This is a genomic window from Wolbachia endosymbiont of Anopheles demeilloni (assembly GCF_018491735.2).
Taxonomy (GTDB): Bacteria; Pseudomonadota; Alphaproteobacteria; order Rickettsiales; family Anaplasmataceae; genus Wolbachia.
In genome coordinates this window covers 153,450-170,027 of the sequence record NZ_CP084694.1, presented here as the reverse complement: position 1 = coordinate 170,027, position 16,578 = coordinate 153,450, and the positions used below count along the sequence as shown (strand labels likewise).

Annotated in this window: 13 protein-coding genes and 1 pseudogene; 11 read left to right on the top strand and 3 right to left on the bottom strand. The window is 33.0% G+C overall.

Annotated elements, in window-relative coordinates; translation table 11 throughout:
* Positions 1–21 precede the first annotated feature (21 nt).
* Genes JSQ73_RS00905 through JSQ73_RS00895 form a run of 3 tightly spaced genes read left to right on the top strand, consistent with a single transcriptional unit; the run spans position 22 to position 6,336 of the window.
* Positions 22–4,692, top strand: a complete 4,671-nt coding sequence (locus tag JSQ73_RS00905; RefSeq protein ID WP_214249375.1) for an NAD-glutamate dehydrogenase — start codon at positions 22–24, stop codon at positions 4,690–4,692.
* A 5-nt stretch (positions 4,693–4,697) separates the two neighbouring features.
* Positions 4,698–4,988, top strand: coding sequence for a Sec-independent protein translocase subunit TatB (tatB, locus tag JSQ73_RS00900; RefSeq protein ID WP_214249374.1), 291 nt, complete (start codon positions 4,698–4,700; stop codon positions 4,986–4,988).
* Entirely contained in the window at positions 4,960–6,336 is a 1,377-nt protein-coding gene (locus tag JSQ73_RS00895; protein ID WP_214249373.1) for a PleD family two-component system response regulator, read from the top strand. The genes tatB and JSQ73_RS00895 overlap by 29 nt, the downstream gene beginning before the upstream one ends.
* A gap of 22 nt (positions 6,337–6,358) precedes the next feature.
* Here the strand turns inward: JSQ73_RS00895 and recO are convergent, their stop codons facing one another.
* Positions 6,359–7,087, bottom strand: a complete 729-nt coding sequence (gene recO, locus JSQ73_RS00890) for a DNA repair protein RecO (RefSeq protein ID WP_214249378.1) — start codon at positions 7,085–7,087, stop codon at positions 6,359–6,361.
* A gap of 196 nt (positions 7,088–7,283) precedes the next feature.
* Between recO and JSQ73_RS00885 the strand changes: the two genes are divergently transcribed.
* Together JSQ73_RS00885 and tnpA are read left to right on the top strand one after the other, a co-directional pair.
* On the top strand, positions 7,284–7,832 hold the full coding sequence (locus JSQ73_RS00885) for a hypothetical protein (RefSeq protein WP_214249372.1): 549 nt from the start codon (positions 7,284–7,286) through the stop codon (positions 7,830–7,832).
* A gap of 49 nt (positions 7,833–7,881) precedes the next feature.
* Positions 7,882–8,314 (top strand): annotated as a pseudogene (tnpA, locus tag JSQ73_RS00880) (IS200/IS605 family transposase).
* A gap of 56 nt (positions 8,315–8,370) precedes the next feature.
* Here the strand turns inward: tnpA and JSQ73_RS00875 are convergent.
* Entirely contained in the window at positions 8,371–8,709 is a 339-nt protein-coding gene (locus JSQ73_RS00875; protein ID WP_214249370.1) for an outer membrane protein assembly factor BamE, read from the bottom strand.
* 129 nt (positions 8,710–8,838) lie between these two features.
* On the opposite strand from JSQ73_RS00875, the gene JSQ73_RS00870 reads away from it, so the two are divergent.
* Positions 8,839–9,825, top strand: coding sequence for a ribonucleotide-diphosphate reductase subunit beta (locus JSQ73_RS00870; RefSeq protein ID WP_214249369.1), 987 nt, complete (start codon positions 8,839–8,841; stop codon positions 9,823–9,825).
* A gap of 334 nt (positions 9,826–10,159) precedes the next feature.
* A complete protein-coding gene (locus tag JSQ73_RS00865) occupies positions 10,160–10,465 on the top strand; it encodes a hypothetical protein (protein ID WP_214249368.1) in 306 nt (101 codons plus the stop codon).
* 764 nt (positions 10,466–11,229) lie between these two features.
* On the opposite strand, the gene ygfZ is transcribed toward JSQ73_RS00865, so the two are convergent.
* Positions 11,230–12,027, bottom strand: coding sequence for a CAF17-like 4Fe-4S cluster assembly/insertion protein YgfZ (gene ygfZ, locus JSQ73_RS00860; protein ID WP_214249367.1), 798 nt, complete (start codon positions 12,025–12,027; stop codon positions 11,230–11,232).
* A gap of 112 nt (positions 12,028–12,139) precedes the next feature.
* Here ygfZ and JSQ73_RS00855 point away from each other — a divergent pair, with 112 nt between their 5' ends.
* The 4 genes from JSQ73_RS00855 to JSQ73_RS00840 all read left to right on the top strand — a co-directional run bounded on the left by JSQ73_RS00855 (position 12,140) and on the right by JSQ73_RS00840 (position 16,375).
* Positions 12,140–12,430: a co-chaperone GroES gene (locus JSQ73_RS00855; RefSeq protein WP_007302813.1), complete on the top strand. Its 291-nt coding sequence runs from the start codon at positions 12,140–12,142 to the stop codon at positions 12,428–12,430.
* A gap of 89 nt (positions 12,431–12,519) precedes the next feature.
* Entirely contained in the window at positions 12,520–14,178 is a 1,659-nt protein-coding gene (groL, locus tag JSQ73_RS00850) for a chaperonin GroEL (protein ID WP_214249366.1), read from the top strand.
* A gap of 247 nt (positions 14,179–14,425) precedes the next feature.
* Positions 14,426–14,929 (top strand): protein-disulfide reductase DsbD domain-containing protein, encoded by a 504-nt coding sequence (locus JSQ73_RS00845; RefSeq protein WP_214249365.1) that lies wholly within the window; start codon positions 14,426–14,428, stop codon positions 14,927–14,929.
* 108 nt (positions 14,930–15,037) lie between these two features.
* The gene (locus JSQ73_RS00840; RefSeq protein WP_214249364.1) at positions 15,038–16,375 is read left to right on the top strand and encodes an alanine:cation symporter family protein; all 1,338 of its coding nucleotides are present in this window, start codon (positions 15,038–15,040) and stop codon (positions 16,373–16,375) included.
* Positions 16,376–16,578: the final 203 nt, after the last annotated feature.

The following is a 16,578-nucleotide window of genomic DNA, read 5'->3' as shown; positions in this document are numbered from 1 at the left end:
TGTGTATTTTTGTTTTGAAAAATGTGTATAAATCATAATGTTAATGTTGAGTCTTTATTTAAGCTAGTTGATCAAGGGAATAAAAAAGAGAAAGAAAAAATTAAAGAGTTTATACCGTACTTTTATAATTTTGTTTATAATAGTGACCTAAAAGTCAACGATAAATTTCTTTTATACATTGCAGAAGATGCATACAACTTCATTCTTAAAAAAGAAAAAGAAGAAAGTAAATTGGCAGTAAGTAATGTAAATGATATTTCAGGAATAGAAAGCAATTTCACTATAATTAAAGTCACAAATTATGACATGCCCTTTTTAGTGGATTCTGTCATTTCCACTATTAAGTCACACGGTTTAACCATATGCTATTATAGTAACAGCATAATTAATGTTCAAAGAAAAAATAGCCTAATAGATAAAATTCATCTTTTGGAAGAAAGTAATGGAATCAAAGAGTCAGTAATATATGTAATTATTAAAGGCATAAGTGGTAGCTTTGTTGATACACTAGAAGAATCTCTACGAAAGACGCTAAAAGCAGTTAACTGCGTTGTAAAGGACTGGCAATTGATGCTCAAGAAGCTTTTTGAGCATCCGTCATTGGATAATGGAGGTAGAGATTTTCTAGCTTGGTTGAAAAATAACAATTTTGTATTTTTAGGTTATCAAGAATACATTACTAATAAAGAAGGAAAGCTTGCTCTAAGTGGTAAGGAGAGCCTCGGGTTAATGAGAGCAAGTGAAGAGTACCAAAATTCATCAATTTCTTCTGAAAGCTTGAATTCTTTATACATACTAAGATCAGACCTAATCTCAATAGTTCATCGGCGTACCTATATGAATTGTATAGGAGTGAAAGAATTTAATGATCAGGGTGATGTAATAAGGGAACAGCATTTTTTTGGGCTATTTACTTCTATAGCAGAAGTGCAAGATATTCGAACTATTCCGTTAATAAAGGATAAGGTTACAACAATAGAAAAAAAGGCAGGATTTGTTCCTGGTGGCCATAACAATAAAGCTTTAATTTCCATTTTACAGGCATTTTCTTGTGACGAATTATTCCAATCAAATGAAGACGAGTTATTTGAAACTTGCACCTCGATCATGTCTCTTGCGATTAGACCAAGAGTCAAGTTATTTTTGAGAAAGCTAGGGAACTTTATTAGTTGCATAGTACTGATACCGATGCGTTATGCTAGCGCTAGGCTAATGTTCAAGATACGTGATATATTGAAGGATGAAACAAGTTCAGGAAGTTCAGATATTTATAACAATCACATTATCAATGAATATGATCTGATGAAATTACATGTAGTACTAAAGGCCAAAAATGCTAGCGTTCTTGATTATGAAGTTTTGCGTATCGAAAACAAATTAAGAAACATTACGGAAAAGTGGGAAGATCGTTTTATAGACAATTTATATAATACTTTTAGTACTGTTGAGGATGTATTCATCCGCTATTCCAATGCATTTCCGGTAAGCTATCAAGAGAATTTTGAACCTCATGATGCATATTATGACATGAAAAAATTGGAGATAGTAAGGAAGAAAGGAGTAAGTGAGGTTGATTTGAGACTTACTTGTGACAATCTTAACTATCAGTTAAAAGTTTATACTCCAAGCAATGGTGGTCTTGAATTATCAAAGATATTAAAAATTACTAAGAATTTGGGAGCAAAAATTCTATCTCATAATGGTTATTATATAGAAATCAATGTTGGAATATGGATACACCACTTTGTGTTGTCAAGAGTCGATGAGTTAATAAGTGACATTACTCTGAAAGAGCAATTTGAAATAACGCTTGCAAAAGTGTTCAACAAGGAAATTAAAAATGACTATTTCAACAGTTTGATCATTATTGCTGGGCTCAAATGGAAGGAAGTGCTTCTTATTAGGGTGCTAAGTGCCTATCTAAAGCAGACGTTATTTAACTATAACCCAGAATATATCCAAAAAGTGGTCTCAGAGTACCCAAAAATAGTGAAATATCTGATACAGCTATTTCGTGCAAGATTCAATCCTAATATAGATATTGATAGAGCAGAAACTACTAACATTTTCCAGGAAAAAATTGAAGAACTACTAAAAGAGATCAGCAACGTTTCACATGATTACGTTTTGCGTTCGATATTTAACTTGATAATGGCAATTTTGAGAACCAGTTATTATCAAGATGATAAGCCATACTTATCTATCAAATTTGATTCAAGTAAAATAAATGGTTTACCTGACCCGCGCCCATACCGTGAATTGTATGTTTATTCAAACCTTTTTGAGGGAATACATCTAAGAGGAGGGAAGTTGGCTCGTGGTGGTTTGAGATGGTCGGATAGAACGGAAGATTTTCGCACTGAAGTTTTGGGACTCATGAAAGCCCAGATGACAAAAAATGCGATCATTGTACCTGTTGGCGCAAAGGGTGGGTTTGTAATCAAGCAAGTTTATAAAGACAAAAACATTTTAAGGGAGAAAGGTGTTGAATGCTATAAGAATTTCATCAGAGGAATGCTTGATATTACTGATAATGTAGTTGATGGCAAAATAACTCCACCAGAAAATGTGATTAGGTATGACGAAGATGATCCATATTTGGTAGTTGCAGCAGATAAAGGCACTGCTTCATTTTCTGATTATGCAAACGAAATATCCTCTGAATGTAACTTTTGGCTCGAAGATGCATTTGCATCTGGTGGATCAGCAGGTTATGACCACAAAAAGATGGGTATTACAGCAAGAGGTGCATGGATTGCAGCACAACGCCATTTTTGGAGAATGAATAAGGATATTTACCAGGATACAACTGTTATTGGAATTGGAGATATGGCTGGTGATCTATTTGGGAACGGCATGCTGCTTTCAAGAAATATGAGTTTAATTGGAGCATTTAATCATATGCATATTTTTGTTGATCCAACTCCTGATGCGGAAAAGAGTTTCGTGGAGCGTAAACGGCTCTTTGAATTACCGTTTTCCACTTGGATGGATTACAATAAAGATTTGATTTCTCATGGTGGCGGGATATTTGAACGTAGTAGCAAACAAGTAGAAATTTCTCAAGAAATGAAAAAGTGCTTTGATATAACGGAAGATACATTATCTCCAAATGATTTGATTCGATATTTGCTCAAGGCAAAAGTGGATTTCATATGGAATGGAGGAATTGGCACCTTTGTTAAGGCAAAAAGTGAAAACCATGGCATAGTTGGCGATAAAGCAAATGATGAATTAAGAGTAAACGGTCATGATATTAGAGCTTCTATGTTTATAGAGGGTGGCAACCTTGGTTGCACGCAGCTTGGAAGGGTAGAATACGCTAAAATAGGTGGGTATATCAATGCAGATTTTATTGATAATTCAGCAGGAGTAATATGTTCTGATCTTGAAGTTAACATCAAGATTGCTTTTGTTGCAATTATGAAAGAAGGGGGAATTTCCTTGGAAAAAAGGAATGAAATACTGGCTAGCATGATAGATGAAGTTGCATCTAAGGTACTTGAAAATCATAACAGGATTGAAACAAAAGCATTACTTCTTGAGTGCTTGCAAGCTAAAGAAAAGTTGGAGCAGCACAATAAATTATTACTCAGTTTAGAAAAATCTGGTCTGTTAAACCGAAGCGTAGAATTTCTTCCAACTGAAGAAGAGATAGCAAGGATGTTAACTGGTGCAGAAGGTTTCAGTTCTCCTCAGCTCTCTGTTCTAATGTCTTATGCTAGAACAGGAATAAAAAATGAAATTATACATTCCGATCTGTCTGAAAAAGATCTTATATCTCATAACTACTTGCTAGGTTATTTTCCTAAAAAGATGGTAACAAAATTTAAGGATTCCATATTGAAACACCAACTTCGCAGGGAAATTATTTCTACTTGCATTGCAAATGATGTAATAAATAAGATAGGCTGTATATTTATTAATAACTTGGTTGAGAGTACTGGAATTAGAGTACATGAAGCAGTTAACATATATATTGTTGTGAATCACCTATATAATTTAAATAGCCTTTGGCATGAAATTGATGAATTGGATGGCAAAATTGATGCCGATTTGTATTTACAAATAGTGAGAAATGTACAAAAATTTATTGGTAGAGTGTCATTTTGGTTAGTAAAAAATCTTGGTGAACTTAATCTTACAGAACTAGATGATGTTACAAAATTTAGGGGTACAATTGAAACTTTAGGCCATGATGTTTTAGATGATCGCCTGTTAAAGATCTATAATCATGGATTAACCTCTTTGGTAGAGCTTAACATAAATAAAGATCTAGCAAAAAAGGTTGCTGATTTACGTATTCTTATTTATGCACTGGACGTTATATCTATTGCTGAACAGACATCTTTATCAATCTTTGAAGCTGGTAGAATATACTTTAAATTAAAGTCGCTGCTAAGGTTTGATATGATTAGAACAATTGCTGTCAAGATTAAAAGCCATTCTTCTTATTGGGATCGCAGCTTAATTAATGATTTATTAGATGATTTAAGCAATTATCATCATAAGCTAGCTGTTAAAGTTATAAAAGCTACTGATAATCATGTAGATAAGGTTCAAACTTGGGCTCTTAATGATAAGGATTATATAGAGCGTTACAATAGCTTTTTAGATGAGATGGTTGCTTCTAAACTTGATTTAAGTAAATTAATACTCATAATCAGGAGAGTTAAAGTACTTGCTTCATAGGAAAAATGTTTAATATAGGTCTTTCAGAAATTTTAGTTGTAGCTTTAGTGAGTATAATTATTTTTGATAAAAGTAAAGTACCTGTATTTCTTAATCTTATTAAAAATATATATAGGTATTTCTGGGTTGTAAAATCAAGAGTCAGGAAATTGTTGAAGGATACCGGAATTAAAGAATTATATGAAGGGCATAACGTTGAAAAAGTCAATTACATAATTGGTGAAGATGGCAAGCTTTATCCTACTTACAATGTAGATCGTACAAAAAATGACAGCAAAAATCCTAGTAGTAGATGATATACCATCTAATGTTAAGCTTTTGGAGGATCAGCTAAAAGCAGAGTTCTATACAGTTATTGTAGCTTATGATGGAGAGGAGGCGATAGATTTAGTAGCGGAACAGCAGCCAGATATTATCTTACTTGATGTCATGATGCCAAAAATGAGTGGTTTTGAGGTTTGTAAGAAGCTAAAGAATGATCCCTTAACGACTTATATTCCAATAATTATGGTAACTGCGCTGCATGACACTCATGATAGAGTGGAAGGAATTAATGCTGGTGCGGATGACTTTCTAACTAAGCCGATAGATGAAATTGCTTTATCTGCAAGAATTAAGTCTCTTGTGCGCTTAAAGATGATAATAGATGAGTTGTGCTTGAGAGGAGAAACTAATGCTGAGATTGGTGGAGTAGCAGAAAGCAGTATTATGGATTATTCTAATCAGATTTTTGATGCTAACATACTTGTTGTAGATGAGGACACCTTTCAAGCAGAGCAGATATACAATGTTCTAAAGCAACGCTTCAGATCAATTAAAATACTGCACGATCCAAAAGAAGTATTAAAGGTTGGTATTAAGGATAATTACGACCTGATTATTTCTGACATGCAGTTTTCAAAAACTGACGGCCTACGGTTGTGTTCTAAGTTTCGTAGTAAAGTAGAAACACGTTATACACCAATTCTGATCTTTTCTGAAGATTATGATAAAAGCAATTTAGTAAAGGCACTTGATGTAGGTGCTAATGATTATTTAACAGTACCTTTAGATGAGAGTGAATTAATAGCTAGGGTTAATTTGCAAGTGAAACGCAAAAGGTATCAAGATGCCTTGAGAATGAATTTATTTAATAATGTAGAAATGTCTATAAAGGATCCATTAACTAACTGTTATAATAGAAGATATTTTGATGCACGCTTAAGAAATATTGTTAAGGATTTTGTGGAAAAAGATAGAAGTTTATCTCTTATGATACTTGATATAGATTATTTTAAGATGGTGAATGATAACTTTGGGCATAATGCTGGAGATGAACTTTTAAAGGAAATACAGAAAAGAATTTCTGAAAATATCAGAGTGACAGATTTATTAGCTAGGTTTGGTGGTGAGGAATTTGTTGTTGTAATGCCAGATACCAATGTATCAGATGCGTATACTATTGCAGAGAGAATAAGGAAAATTATTGCCAAAGAACCTTTTATACTTGTGGGTAAAAATACAACCCATAATGTAACTGTGAGCATTGGAATTTCAGCAATGCAAAGATCTGACCTTGATGATGTTAAAAAATTTATAGTACGTGCTGACAAATATTTATATAAAGCAAAAAACAGTGGTAGAAATAGAGTGGTTACTGGTTGAAGTTCTTTCAAATAAGTAGTAACTAAGATTCAAATGATAGCATAAAATTTCTCAACTCCGGAAATTTCGCATTTAACTGCAGAAATAGATATTTATTTAAAAAATACCCTGTAATTTTTAACCCTAGTCTGAATTCTTGATATGAGTAGCTATTTTGTAGGTTGTTATTGTATACATCATGCAACATCTGTGGAAAAGGTAGTAATTTATCTGCATAACAGTCACCTACTTTTTTTGACACTGCTCTACCAGTTTTTGGAGAAATAAATTGTAGATTTTCTTTCACACCTGTTACAGCACATTTTGATAGGTCTAACTTAAATCCAAGTTGCGTAAGAAGCAGAAGCTCTAAGTTAAGGTAATGACTTTGCCAAAACTGGCTATTATGTTTTATTACATCGATGAAGTGTCTAAAATTATCATACAACTTGATGCAGGATTCACTTTCTGGAAGCACTTTTTCTAATATAGACGAGAAAGAAACAATAGCAATGCTTTTTAACCTATCTTGAAAGAAATGATGAAATGGAGATTCAATCAATTCGCACTTTAAAAAACCTAGATTTTCAGGTAGCTTAGCACTCCATTCTGCATGTAATAGATTACTTATTTGAAACTTATAATTGCTATTGTTTGTTAACTTAGTTAATCCTCTGCACTTTCCATGATTTTTTGTAAATAGAGAAAGAATTAAATTTTTATCACCGTATTTTTTAACAGCTATAATAACACCTTCATCTTTCCATCTCATTTGGAGTATATTGACCATATGATATTATAGAGATAATAAAATTAGTGTAGCAAATTTGAGTTTAAGTCAATTGAAATATATTGACTTTATGTGCAATATTAGCTTTAAACCAGTAAAACAAGCTGCTTAACATATGCGCCCTCTCTATTTTAATTATATTCTTCTTTTGTTTCTATGTTGTTTTTTGCTTTTTTCAATGAAAGCCCAAACGGATGATTCGTCAGTTATTCCTATACCACAAAGAAAAAAAGAATTAGTTGAGTTAGTACAACCGAGGCAAATTATTGAAATACAGGAAATTGATGAGGGTATTCCAATTCCCAAAAGAAAAAAGGGTGTAGAAAGAAAACTAAGAGAAGACATCAAAGAGGTGAAAAATGAAATAAGAGATAAGAAAAATATTGAGAACAAAGATGATGAATTGGCTGTAACAGAAATTATTAATTCTATAAGGGATAAACTGACAGAGTGTTGGAGCATTCCTGAGGGCATAGTTTATAAAGAAAATTTTAGTATAAAAATTAACTTATTATTATCCAGTAAAGGCGAGATCGTTGTAGCCAACGTAGCAGATAGTAGTTCTTATCAAAATAATCCTCTTTTTAGATCAGCAGCAGATAATGCAATGCGTGCAGTATATAAATGTAGCCCGTTAATTGGCTTACCTGCTGAGCAGCATCACATTTGGCGCGAAGTCACGTTAGATTTTATTGTCCCAAATTTGGGAGAAAAACACTGGACTTAAAGTCCATCCTTTTAAGAATATAATTTTAAGGTGAAAAATCTCAAAGAATGTGGAATATTATAGAAAAAGCAGTAACTCTATATATATCACATAGTGTGGATAACAAAATATCGATATCCAGTATTAGTTGGAGATATTGGACAGAAAGCTAAAGAAGTTGTACAAGAAGTATGTGCAAGTAATCAAGTAGAGAGGTAGAGTTGCGTCAACATGTATACGTTTCTGTACCCTCATACTTAAGTATTAGTAAGTTAGTGCAGTTAATAAAAGGAAAAAGTTCCAGCAAAACTTTCCAGAGCTGAAAAAAAGATACTGGGTTATGGACATTTGTCAGGACTAGCAGAAATGTAACTGACGAAATGATAAAAAATTATATTGAAAATCACTCTAAAAAAGAAGATAAATTTGGTAAGTCAAAAGTTAGCATTATATACTCTCTCTCAATCTTTGGATTTCAATCCATAGTGGTTGAATCTAAATAGGTGAATTTACGTTACCTAAATTAGTTACTTGTGATGAAAAATAGATCAGCAAATTTTCAATCAACAACAGCTAAAGACCTTTCTGCAATGTTGATTTCTCTTATATCTTTAACTTCGTCATTCTGATTAAACGAAATTTGCAGAGACTTACTACTGTACTTCCTTTTTCCCAAGAAGTTAGCTTGTTTAATTTTATATGAGACATAGTACCAAACATTTTCGTCGAACTTTGATACTAATGTTGGCGATCCTAAAGTATGAACCACTTTTTCTCTATCATCACCTATTTTTATTTTGCTCCACAGTTCAACATTAATGCCAGGAACTCCGTGATTGTGAATAGTGTGAGTGCAGCTCACTGTAAATAATAAAATAAAAGATATTAATACTCGCATTTCGTCAATTAATTATTTGAAATCATAATACACTGATAAACTATCTGTCGTCAAATTTCAAAAAAGTTAAATTGACTGATTCTCAATATCATTTAATATAATATTTACTTCAAAATAATTAGGTACCTTATGTCATTGCTAGAAGCAGATCCAATATACAAGCCTTTTAATTATCCTTGGGCATATGATGCATGGTTGCAGCAACAAAGGATACACTGGATACCTGAAGAAGTTCCGCTTGCTGATGATGTGAAAGATTGGAAAACTAAACTTTCGAATGTAGAGAAAAATTTATTGACCCAGATTTTTAGGTTTTTTACTCAAGCAGATATTGAAGTAAATAACTGCTATATGAGGCATTATTCAAATATATTTAAGCCAACAGAAATATGTATGATGCTTGCAAGCTTTTCCAATATGGAGACTATACACATTGCAGCCTATTCATACCTTCTAGATACGATTGGCATGCCAGAAAGTGAATATCAAGCATTCTTAAAATATGATGCTATGAGAAAGAAGTATGAATACATGTTAGAATTTGAGGAAAGTAAAAAGCACGATAAAAAACATGTTGCTAAAACTTTAGCAGTATTTGGTGCCTTCACTGAAGGATTGCAGTTATTTGCATCATTTGCAATTTTGCTCAATTTTCAACGGTTTGGAAAAATGAAAGGTATGGGGCAAATAATTGCTTGGTCAGCACGTGACGAAACCTTGCACACCAATTCAATTATCAATTTGTTCAATACGTTTATTAAAGAGAATAATGAAATTTGGAATGACGAGTTCAAAGAAGAATTATATTCTGCATGTCGCACTATTGTTGAACTTGAAGATGAATTTATAAGTCTTGCTTTTGGTTTAGGAGATGTTGAAGGGCTATCTGCAGAGGAAGTGCGCAATTATATACGTTACATAGCAAACAGAAGGTTAACGCAATTAGGTCTTAAATCTATATATAATGTTAAAGATAACCCTATTCCGTGGCTTGATGAAATACTAAATGGCGTGGAACATACAAATTTCTTTGAAAATAGAGTAACAGAGTATAGCCGTGCAGCAACTCAAGGCACTTGGGAGGAAGCTTTTGCTAAAAACGATACAATAAAGTGAATAGCAGTAACTTCACCCTTTTTTATCGTTTCAACGGAAGCTTGCGATACATATCAAAGGTGGAAGGAGGAAGAATTTGATATAAATCATCTATTTAGCTTAGAGAAAAGAGAGTATAGATATAAAGTTACATTATTGCATGTAATAGTTGGAGATTTCGATTGCTTAGAGGAGGAGGAGAAGAAGTTAATACGATATCTATTAGACAAAGGTGCTAATGTTAATGTACGAGATTCTTTTGGAAAAACTCCTTTTGCACAATAGTCATGACAAAGAGGTAACATAAATTTTACTAGATGCAGGTGCTAATCTTTTTATAAAGGATTATTATGGAATGATTGCAAGAAAACATGCCCATGATGAATCAAAGCAGCTTTTAAAAAAGGCAGAAGATAAATACAAGCATAAAGCAATGAAATTTGGTGCTATTGTTGGTATTACGGCTGGAATGGGAGTTGGTAGTGGATTTTTTGCTGCTGCTGGTCTTTCATTACTAATATCGGCTTTTATTGGCACAGCTGTTTCTATAGCAATAGGGTTTGTTGTTTTTGATATTACATATAAAATGTCAAAGCCTATTGAGAATGTAGATAATGTTGATCTACTATCAGAAGAAATTTATGCAAGTCTAGGCGTGTAACAGTGTAGTTAAGTAAAAAAAAGGAAGAAGAGACTTCTTCCTTTTTTCTCCAAATTTTATATATATAATTGAGAATAAAAAAACTGTGGATAACTCTGAAAAAGATCAAAGAAGACATCAAAAAGAGTATGACTAGATTGAAATATTTACAGAAAAACTTACTCAATTGATAAATATCTTGATACTTTTTAAAAAAGACAAATAAAGGACTATGCTAGAACTAAAAATTGAAGTTTTAAGTGTTTTTAAAGTAGCAATTTAATCTTAAAGAGGTACTTGAATAGTTCCTTTTACGTACTAATCCGGAGGTTCAACAGGTTGTTGTTTAAAAGATTGGGAAATAGTTTTATTAGTATTGAAAATTACATAATATGTATTATGGAAAGTATAAGAAACACAAGCTTTCAGCAAGAGAAAATGCAATTTTTGCTCTTCTCAAACAGCATAAAAAAGTGCTTGTTGAACTCCCAGATTAGCATCCAAAAACACTCAAGTATTACTTTAAGAGTATTTAAAATCTTCACTTAAAGACCATTCCTTACTCCCTTATTGGCTCTTATTAGAAAAATATCAAAATCACAACTAAAAAAGATTAATATTGATATAATTTTTTAGAATTGTCCACTTTATTATGAATCTCCGAAGTACTCATAATGCGTAAAATATGTATTTCTTTGGGTTATCAACTGAGTTATTTACAATACTGTGGATAACTATCACAAACACTTAAACAAGAAAAAGGGGCTTTTACTCGAATAGATATTTTATAACGTCTTAATACTAACTCCACCGACATATAAATTTGCGTGGCTTTTTCCAGTATTAAGCAATGCAAGTCCAATATTGTCGACACTATAGCGTAGTTCTCCTACTTCTTCATTATGTTCACTGATTACTTTAGTGCTAATATTTGGAAGTGCATTTTTTCCCTCAACAAGGTAAAGTTTCCTTCTGAATTTTTCTTGTCTGCTCATTCGATTTACAACTTCCTGACCTATATAGCACCCTTTATTAAAGCTTATACCATTTATCTTATCGATTAAATATTGCAGCGGAAATGATGAATTTTGTACCATATCTTTTGCTCCATCTGGGACAAGGTTTTTAATTCTAACTTTTTCATACTGAATAAAATCTCCAACCGGTTCTTTTATTTCATCTTCATGTATGATCCTCATTCCTAGCAGCTTGTGCCTTGGATCTTGAAAAATAACTTGTGACTTACTACTACACTCCGCCAACTTAGCATCAAACAAAACTCCAACCTTATATAGTGAACTAATGTCTTTAATCTTCACTCTAAGGTAAGTTTTGAGCAAGTCTAATTTTTCAATTATTTGCTGTAGATGGGCATTTTCACACTCCATATAAATATATTTATCATGCTCAATGAGGAAAAAATCGTACAGATATTTTCCCTGAGGGTTGAGTAATAAAGAGTAAATTGCCTGCTGGCTACTTAGTTTATTAATATCATTTGTTATAACACCCTGAAGAAAATCTCTCGTATCTGGTCCGTATAAAGATATTAGACTACGGTTTGCTAGCGGTATGTAACCCATAAAACTTCTGTTAAAACCTTAATTATACACTTTTACTAACTCCAACCCTTGAAATGTAACCTTTAGATGACTACATAGAATTGTAGGTTAATCTATTAATGAGGAAACATAAATGTCAAGTGTAAATTTGAATGTATTAGATGATAACGTGCTAATAAAGCCTATTACTGAAGAAAAACAAGGTGGAATTGTACTACCATCAAGTGCTGAAAAGAAGCCTACTAAAGGTGAAGTTATAGCAATTGGTAGTGGTTCACGCAACTCAAGCGGAGAGCGTATAGCTTTAACTGTAAAAACTGGTGATAAGGTTTTCTACAGGCAGTGGGCTGGAACAGAAGTAGAGCATGATAATGAAAAGTATGTCGTGATGAAGGAGTCAGACCTACTTGCTGTTATCAAGTAGGTATCCCTATTTTACTAAACTAATGCGCTATATAGTGCATTATGTATTTTAATATTCTAAATTTTTTATTAATTTAAGGAGTGATAAAAATGGCTAACATAGTAGTATCAGGCGAACAGTTGCAAGAAGCCTTTCGTGAAGTTGCAGCAATGGTTGACTCAACAGTGGGAGCAACTGCAGGGCCTAGGGGAAATACAATAGGAATTAGCAAGCCATATGGTGGACCAGAGGTCACAAAGGATGGCTATAAGGTAATGAAAGGTATAAAGCCTGAAAGACCATTACACTCTGCGATAGTAAGCACCATTGCTCAAAGTGCTTCTCAGTGTAATGACAAAGTTGGTGATGGTACCACAACATGCTCAATACTGACTAGCAATATGATAATGGAAGCTTCAAAGTCAATTGCAGCTGGAAATGATCGTATTTGTATCAAAAATGGAATACAGAAGGCAAAAGATGTGATATTAAAGGAAATTACATCAATGTCTCGCACAATTTCTTTAGAGAAAATGGATGAAGTTGCACAAGTTGCAATAATTTCTGCAAATGGTGATAAAGATATTGGTAATAGCATTGCTGATGCTGTTAAAAAGGTTGGAAAAGAAGGCGTCATCACTGTTGAAGAGAGTAAGGGTTCAAAAGAATTAGAAGTTGAACTTACAACTGGTATGCAGTTTGACCGTGGTTATCTCTCTCCATACTTTGTTACAAATAATGAAAAGATGAGCGTGGAGCTTGATGATCCATATTTGCTGATTACAGAAAAAAAACTTAATATTATTCAACTTTTACTTCCTATTCTTGAGGCTATTTTTAAGTCTGGTAAACCTTTGTTTATCATTGCAGAAGATGTTGAAGGTGAAGCATTAAGCACTTTAGTGATCAACAAATTACGTGGTCTAAAAGTTGCTGCAGTAAAAGCTCCAGGTTTTGGTGATAGGAGAAAGGAGATGCTCGAAGATATAGCAGCTTTAACAGGTGCTAAGTATGTCATAAAAGATGAGCTTGGAATCAAGATGGAAGATTTGACTCTTGAAGATCTTGGTACTGCTAAAAATGTTAAAATCACTAAAGACAATACCACAATTGTTAGTGAAGACAGCGACTGTGATAAACAAAACAGAGTAAATGCCAGAATTAACCAGATTAAATCTCAGATTGAAACTTCAACCTCTGATTATGATAAAGAAAAGCTGAGAGAGCGTTTAGCGAAATTATCAGGCGGCGTTGCTGTGCTCAAAGTTGGTGGAGCAACTGAAGTAGAAGTAAAAGAACGCAGAGATAGAGTTGAAGATGCACTTCATGCAACAAGAGCTGCAATTGAAGAAGGGATAGTTCCAGGTGGAGGAGTTGCACTTCTTTACGCTGCATCTGCTCTTGATAAGCTAAAAGCTTCAAGCGATGAAGAGCAAATAGGTATCAACATTGTCAAAAAAGTTCTCAGCTCTCCAATCAAAAGATTGGTTAAAAATGCTGGTCTTGAATCTGCTGTTATAATTGACTATTTGATTAAGCAGAATGATAAAGAGCTTATATACAACGTTGAGGCTATGAACTACGCTAATGCATCAACAGCTGGTGTAATTGATCCGGCAAAAGTAGTTCGTATTGCTTTTGAAACGGCAGTGTCTGTAGCAAGCGCACTTATTACTACTGAATCTATGATAGTTGATCTACCAAACAAAGAAGAAAATGCTTCATCACCTATGGGTGCAGGAGCAATGGGCGGAATGGGTGGATTCTAAGTAAAAAAGAGCCTTGGAGCAACTTGCTCCAAGGTATCTTTCTAGTTCTAAAAATTCTTACATTTATAAAGGAAATAAATTTGTGATTTTCTATGCAAAGCCACTACTATTTATATTTGTTACGTCTCTTTAATATTATAACTGCTTAAAAATAAAAAAATAATATATGAAAGTTATAAATGATTTATATAATATTTTTATTCTAATAGATAGAACTTAAATTATTTTCTTCATAAATAGAGTATTTATGAAAATACTTATATACTCAATCCTACTTTTACTTTTTTCTTGCACTCAATTGTGTGCTGAAGAAGAAGTTGCAAAATTTGATCTACTCATTGGTAAGGTAAATAAAGCAAACCTCACCATTGAAGGCGCAATAAAGGTTACAATAAAACCAGGTTGGCATATATATTACAAAGACCCTGGGGATTTCGGCCTTCCTACTTCCTTTGACTGTCAGGGTAACATATCAAATATAGATATTCATTGGCCTACTCCCAAGGAACATGAAGATAAAGTTGAGGAAGTTACATTTGTTAGTAATATATATGAAGATATGGTGTTATTTCCCTTTAAAATTAATATCATTTCAAATCAGGAATACGCTGATATTAACTTTCATATAAAGTACGCAATATGTAAAGATAAGTGTATCCCTAAAAATGCCGAGATAAAAACCAGTCAACCACTAAAGGATTTTATGGATTCCGATATCAATAAACTCATAAATGAGTGGTATGAAAAATAGGATTTTAGCAGGCTTACTATAGCTTTTATAGTGTTACTTCTCATAAACGATAAGTTAGGTATTTTTCAATTTTTGCTATATACTTGAGTAAAAATCTCTCTTTTACAGATGGATACAGTAAAGTTTGTTTTATTACTGCCAACAATACTACTCATACTAGTTGCTGGTGTTTACCTATCGGTTAAACTAAAATGGTTACAGGTGTTTAGACTACCGTATGCCGTTTCACTTATTGGAGCTAAAAGAGGAGAAAATAAATTTTCTTCTATAGCCGCCCTGTTTACAATCTTAGGAGGAAATTTAGGAGTAGGAAACGTTTCAGGCACTGCTGTTGCTCTAAAAACCGGAGGACCAGGATCCATTTTATGGATGGCAATAATTATTGTTGTTACTTCTGTGATAAAATATGTTACTTGTTACCTAAGTATAAAAACCAGAAAAGAAAAAAATGGACGGTTTATAGGTGGACCTGTAGCCTACATGACTGATGCATTTAATTCTAGAAAAGCTACAGTTGTGTTTCTAGTTATTATGATGATGGTTTCAATAACAGTTGGTAACCTTGTTCAGGTAAATTCTCTATCAATACCACTCAGCATGGTAGATATACCTGTAGTCATTGGCGGCATTGTAATGGCCATAATATTTTTTGTTGTTGCAGCTCTCAGCTTAAAAAAAATTAAAATTTTTATATCGGCTATGATACCGATAATGACGGTAAGTTACCTCACACTTTGCGGTATCATATTATTTAAGTTTAGTGAAAATATTCTTCCTTTTCTAAAACTAATAACGAGCAATTTTTTTACAACTAGTAGCTTTAACTCTGGCTTATCTTTAGGTTTAATTTTAGAAATGTTGACTATTATTCAAGTAGGAACTCTGCGAGGTATTTTTGCAACAGATATAGGACTTGGCCTCGAAGGAATTGTACACTCCTCGATTACTCCTAAAAAAAATAACAATAAATTTATCATTGAACAGAGTCTAATCACAATAATATCTCCTTTTATAGTTGCACTCATAGTGTTCATTACAGCAATGGTACTGCTTGTCACAGATTCTTGGATTACTGATTTAGAGAGCACTAACATGTGCATTTTTGCTTTTAGAAAAGCTATGAATTGGCCATATACTGACTATTTAATTATAGCTATAATGTTTTGTTTTGCCTTTACTACTATCTTTACTTGGTTTTTTTGTTCAAAACAAACAATACGCTATGTATCTATGGATAATAAATACACTAAAATCTGGACTGTAGTTTTTACCTTAATCATTCCATTTGGTGCAATCGGTGGAGTTAAGTTACTCTGGGATATCGCTGATATTTCAATTGCTGCTTTGCTGCTCATAAACATACTTGCTATACTCAAGCTCACTTCTCAAGATCCAGAAGTATTTACTATGAGTAGCAAATACTTGAAGTTGCAAAAACAGAGCTAAAGCAATATTTTAAGTTGTCATCCCAGTCTGGAATCCAGCCTTTCATGAACTTCATCAAAAATGTTATGTTTTAACATAATACTTTTATGCTTACTAACTGAGTGCAACTAGATCCCAGTGTCAGCTACTAGAATGACATACTTTTTGGTGAAAATTACTCTTATATTATAACGTTTGTAGTTATGAATTTGACTATAGGATCA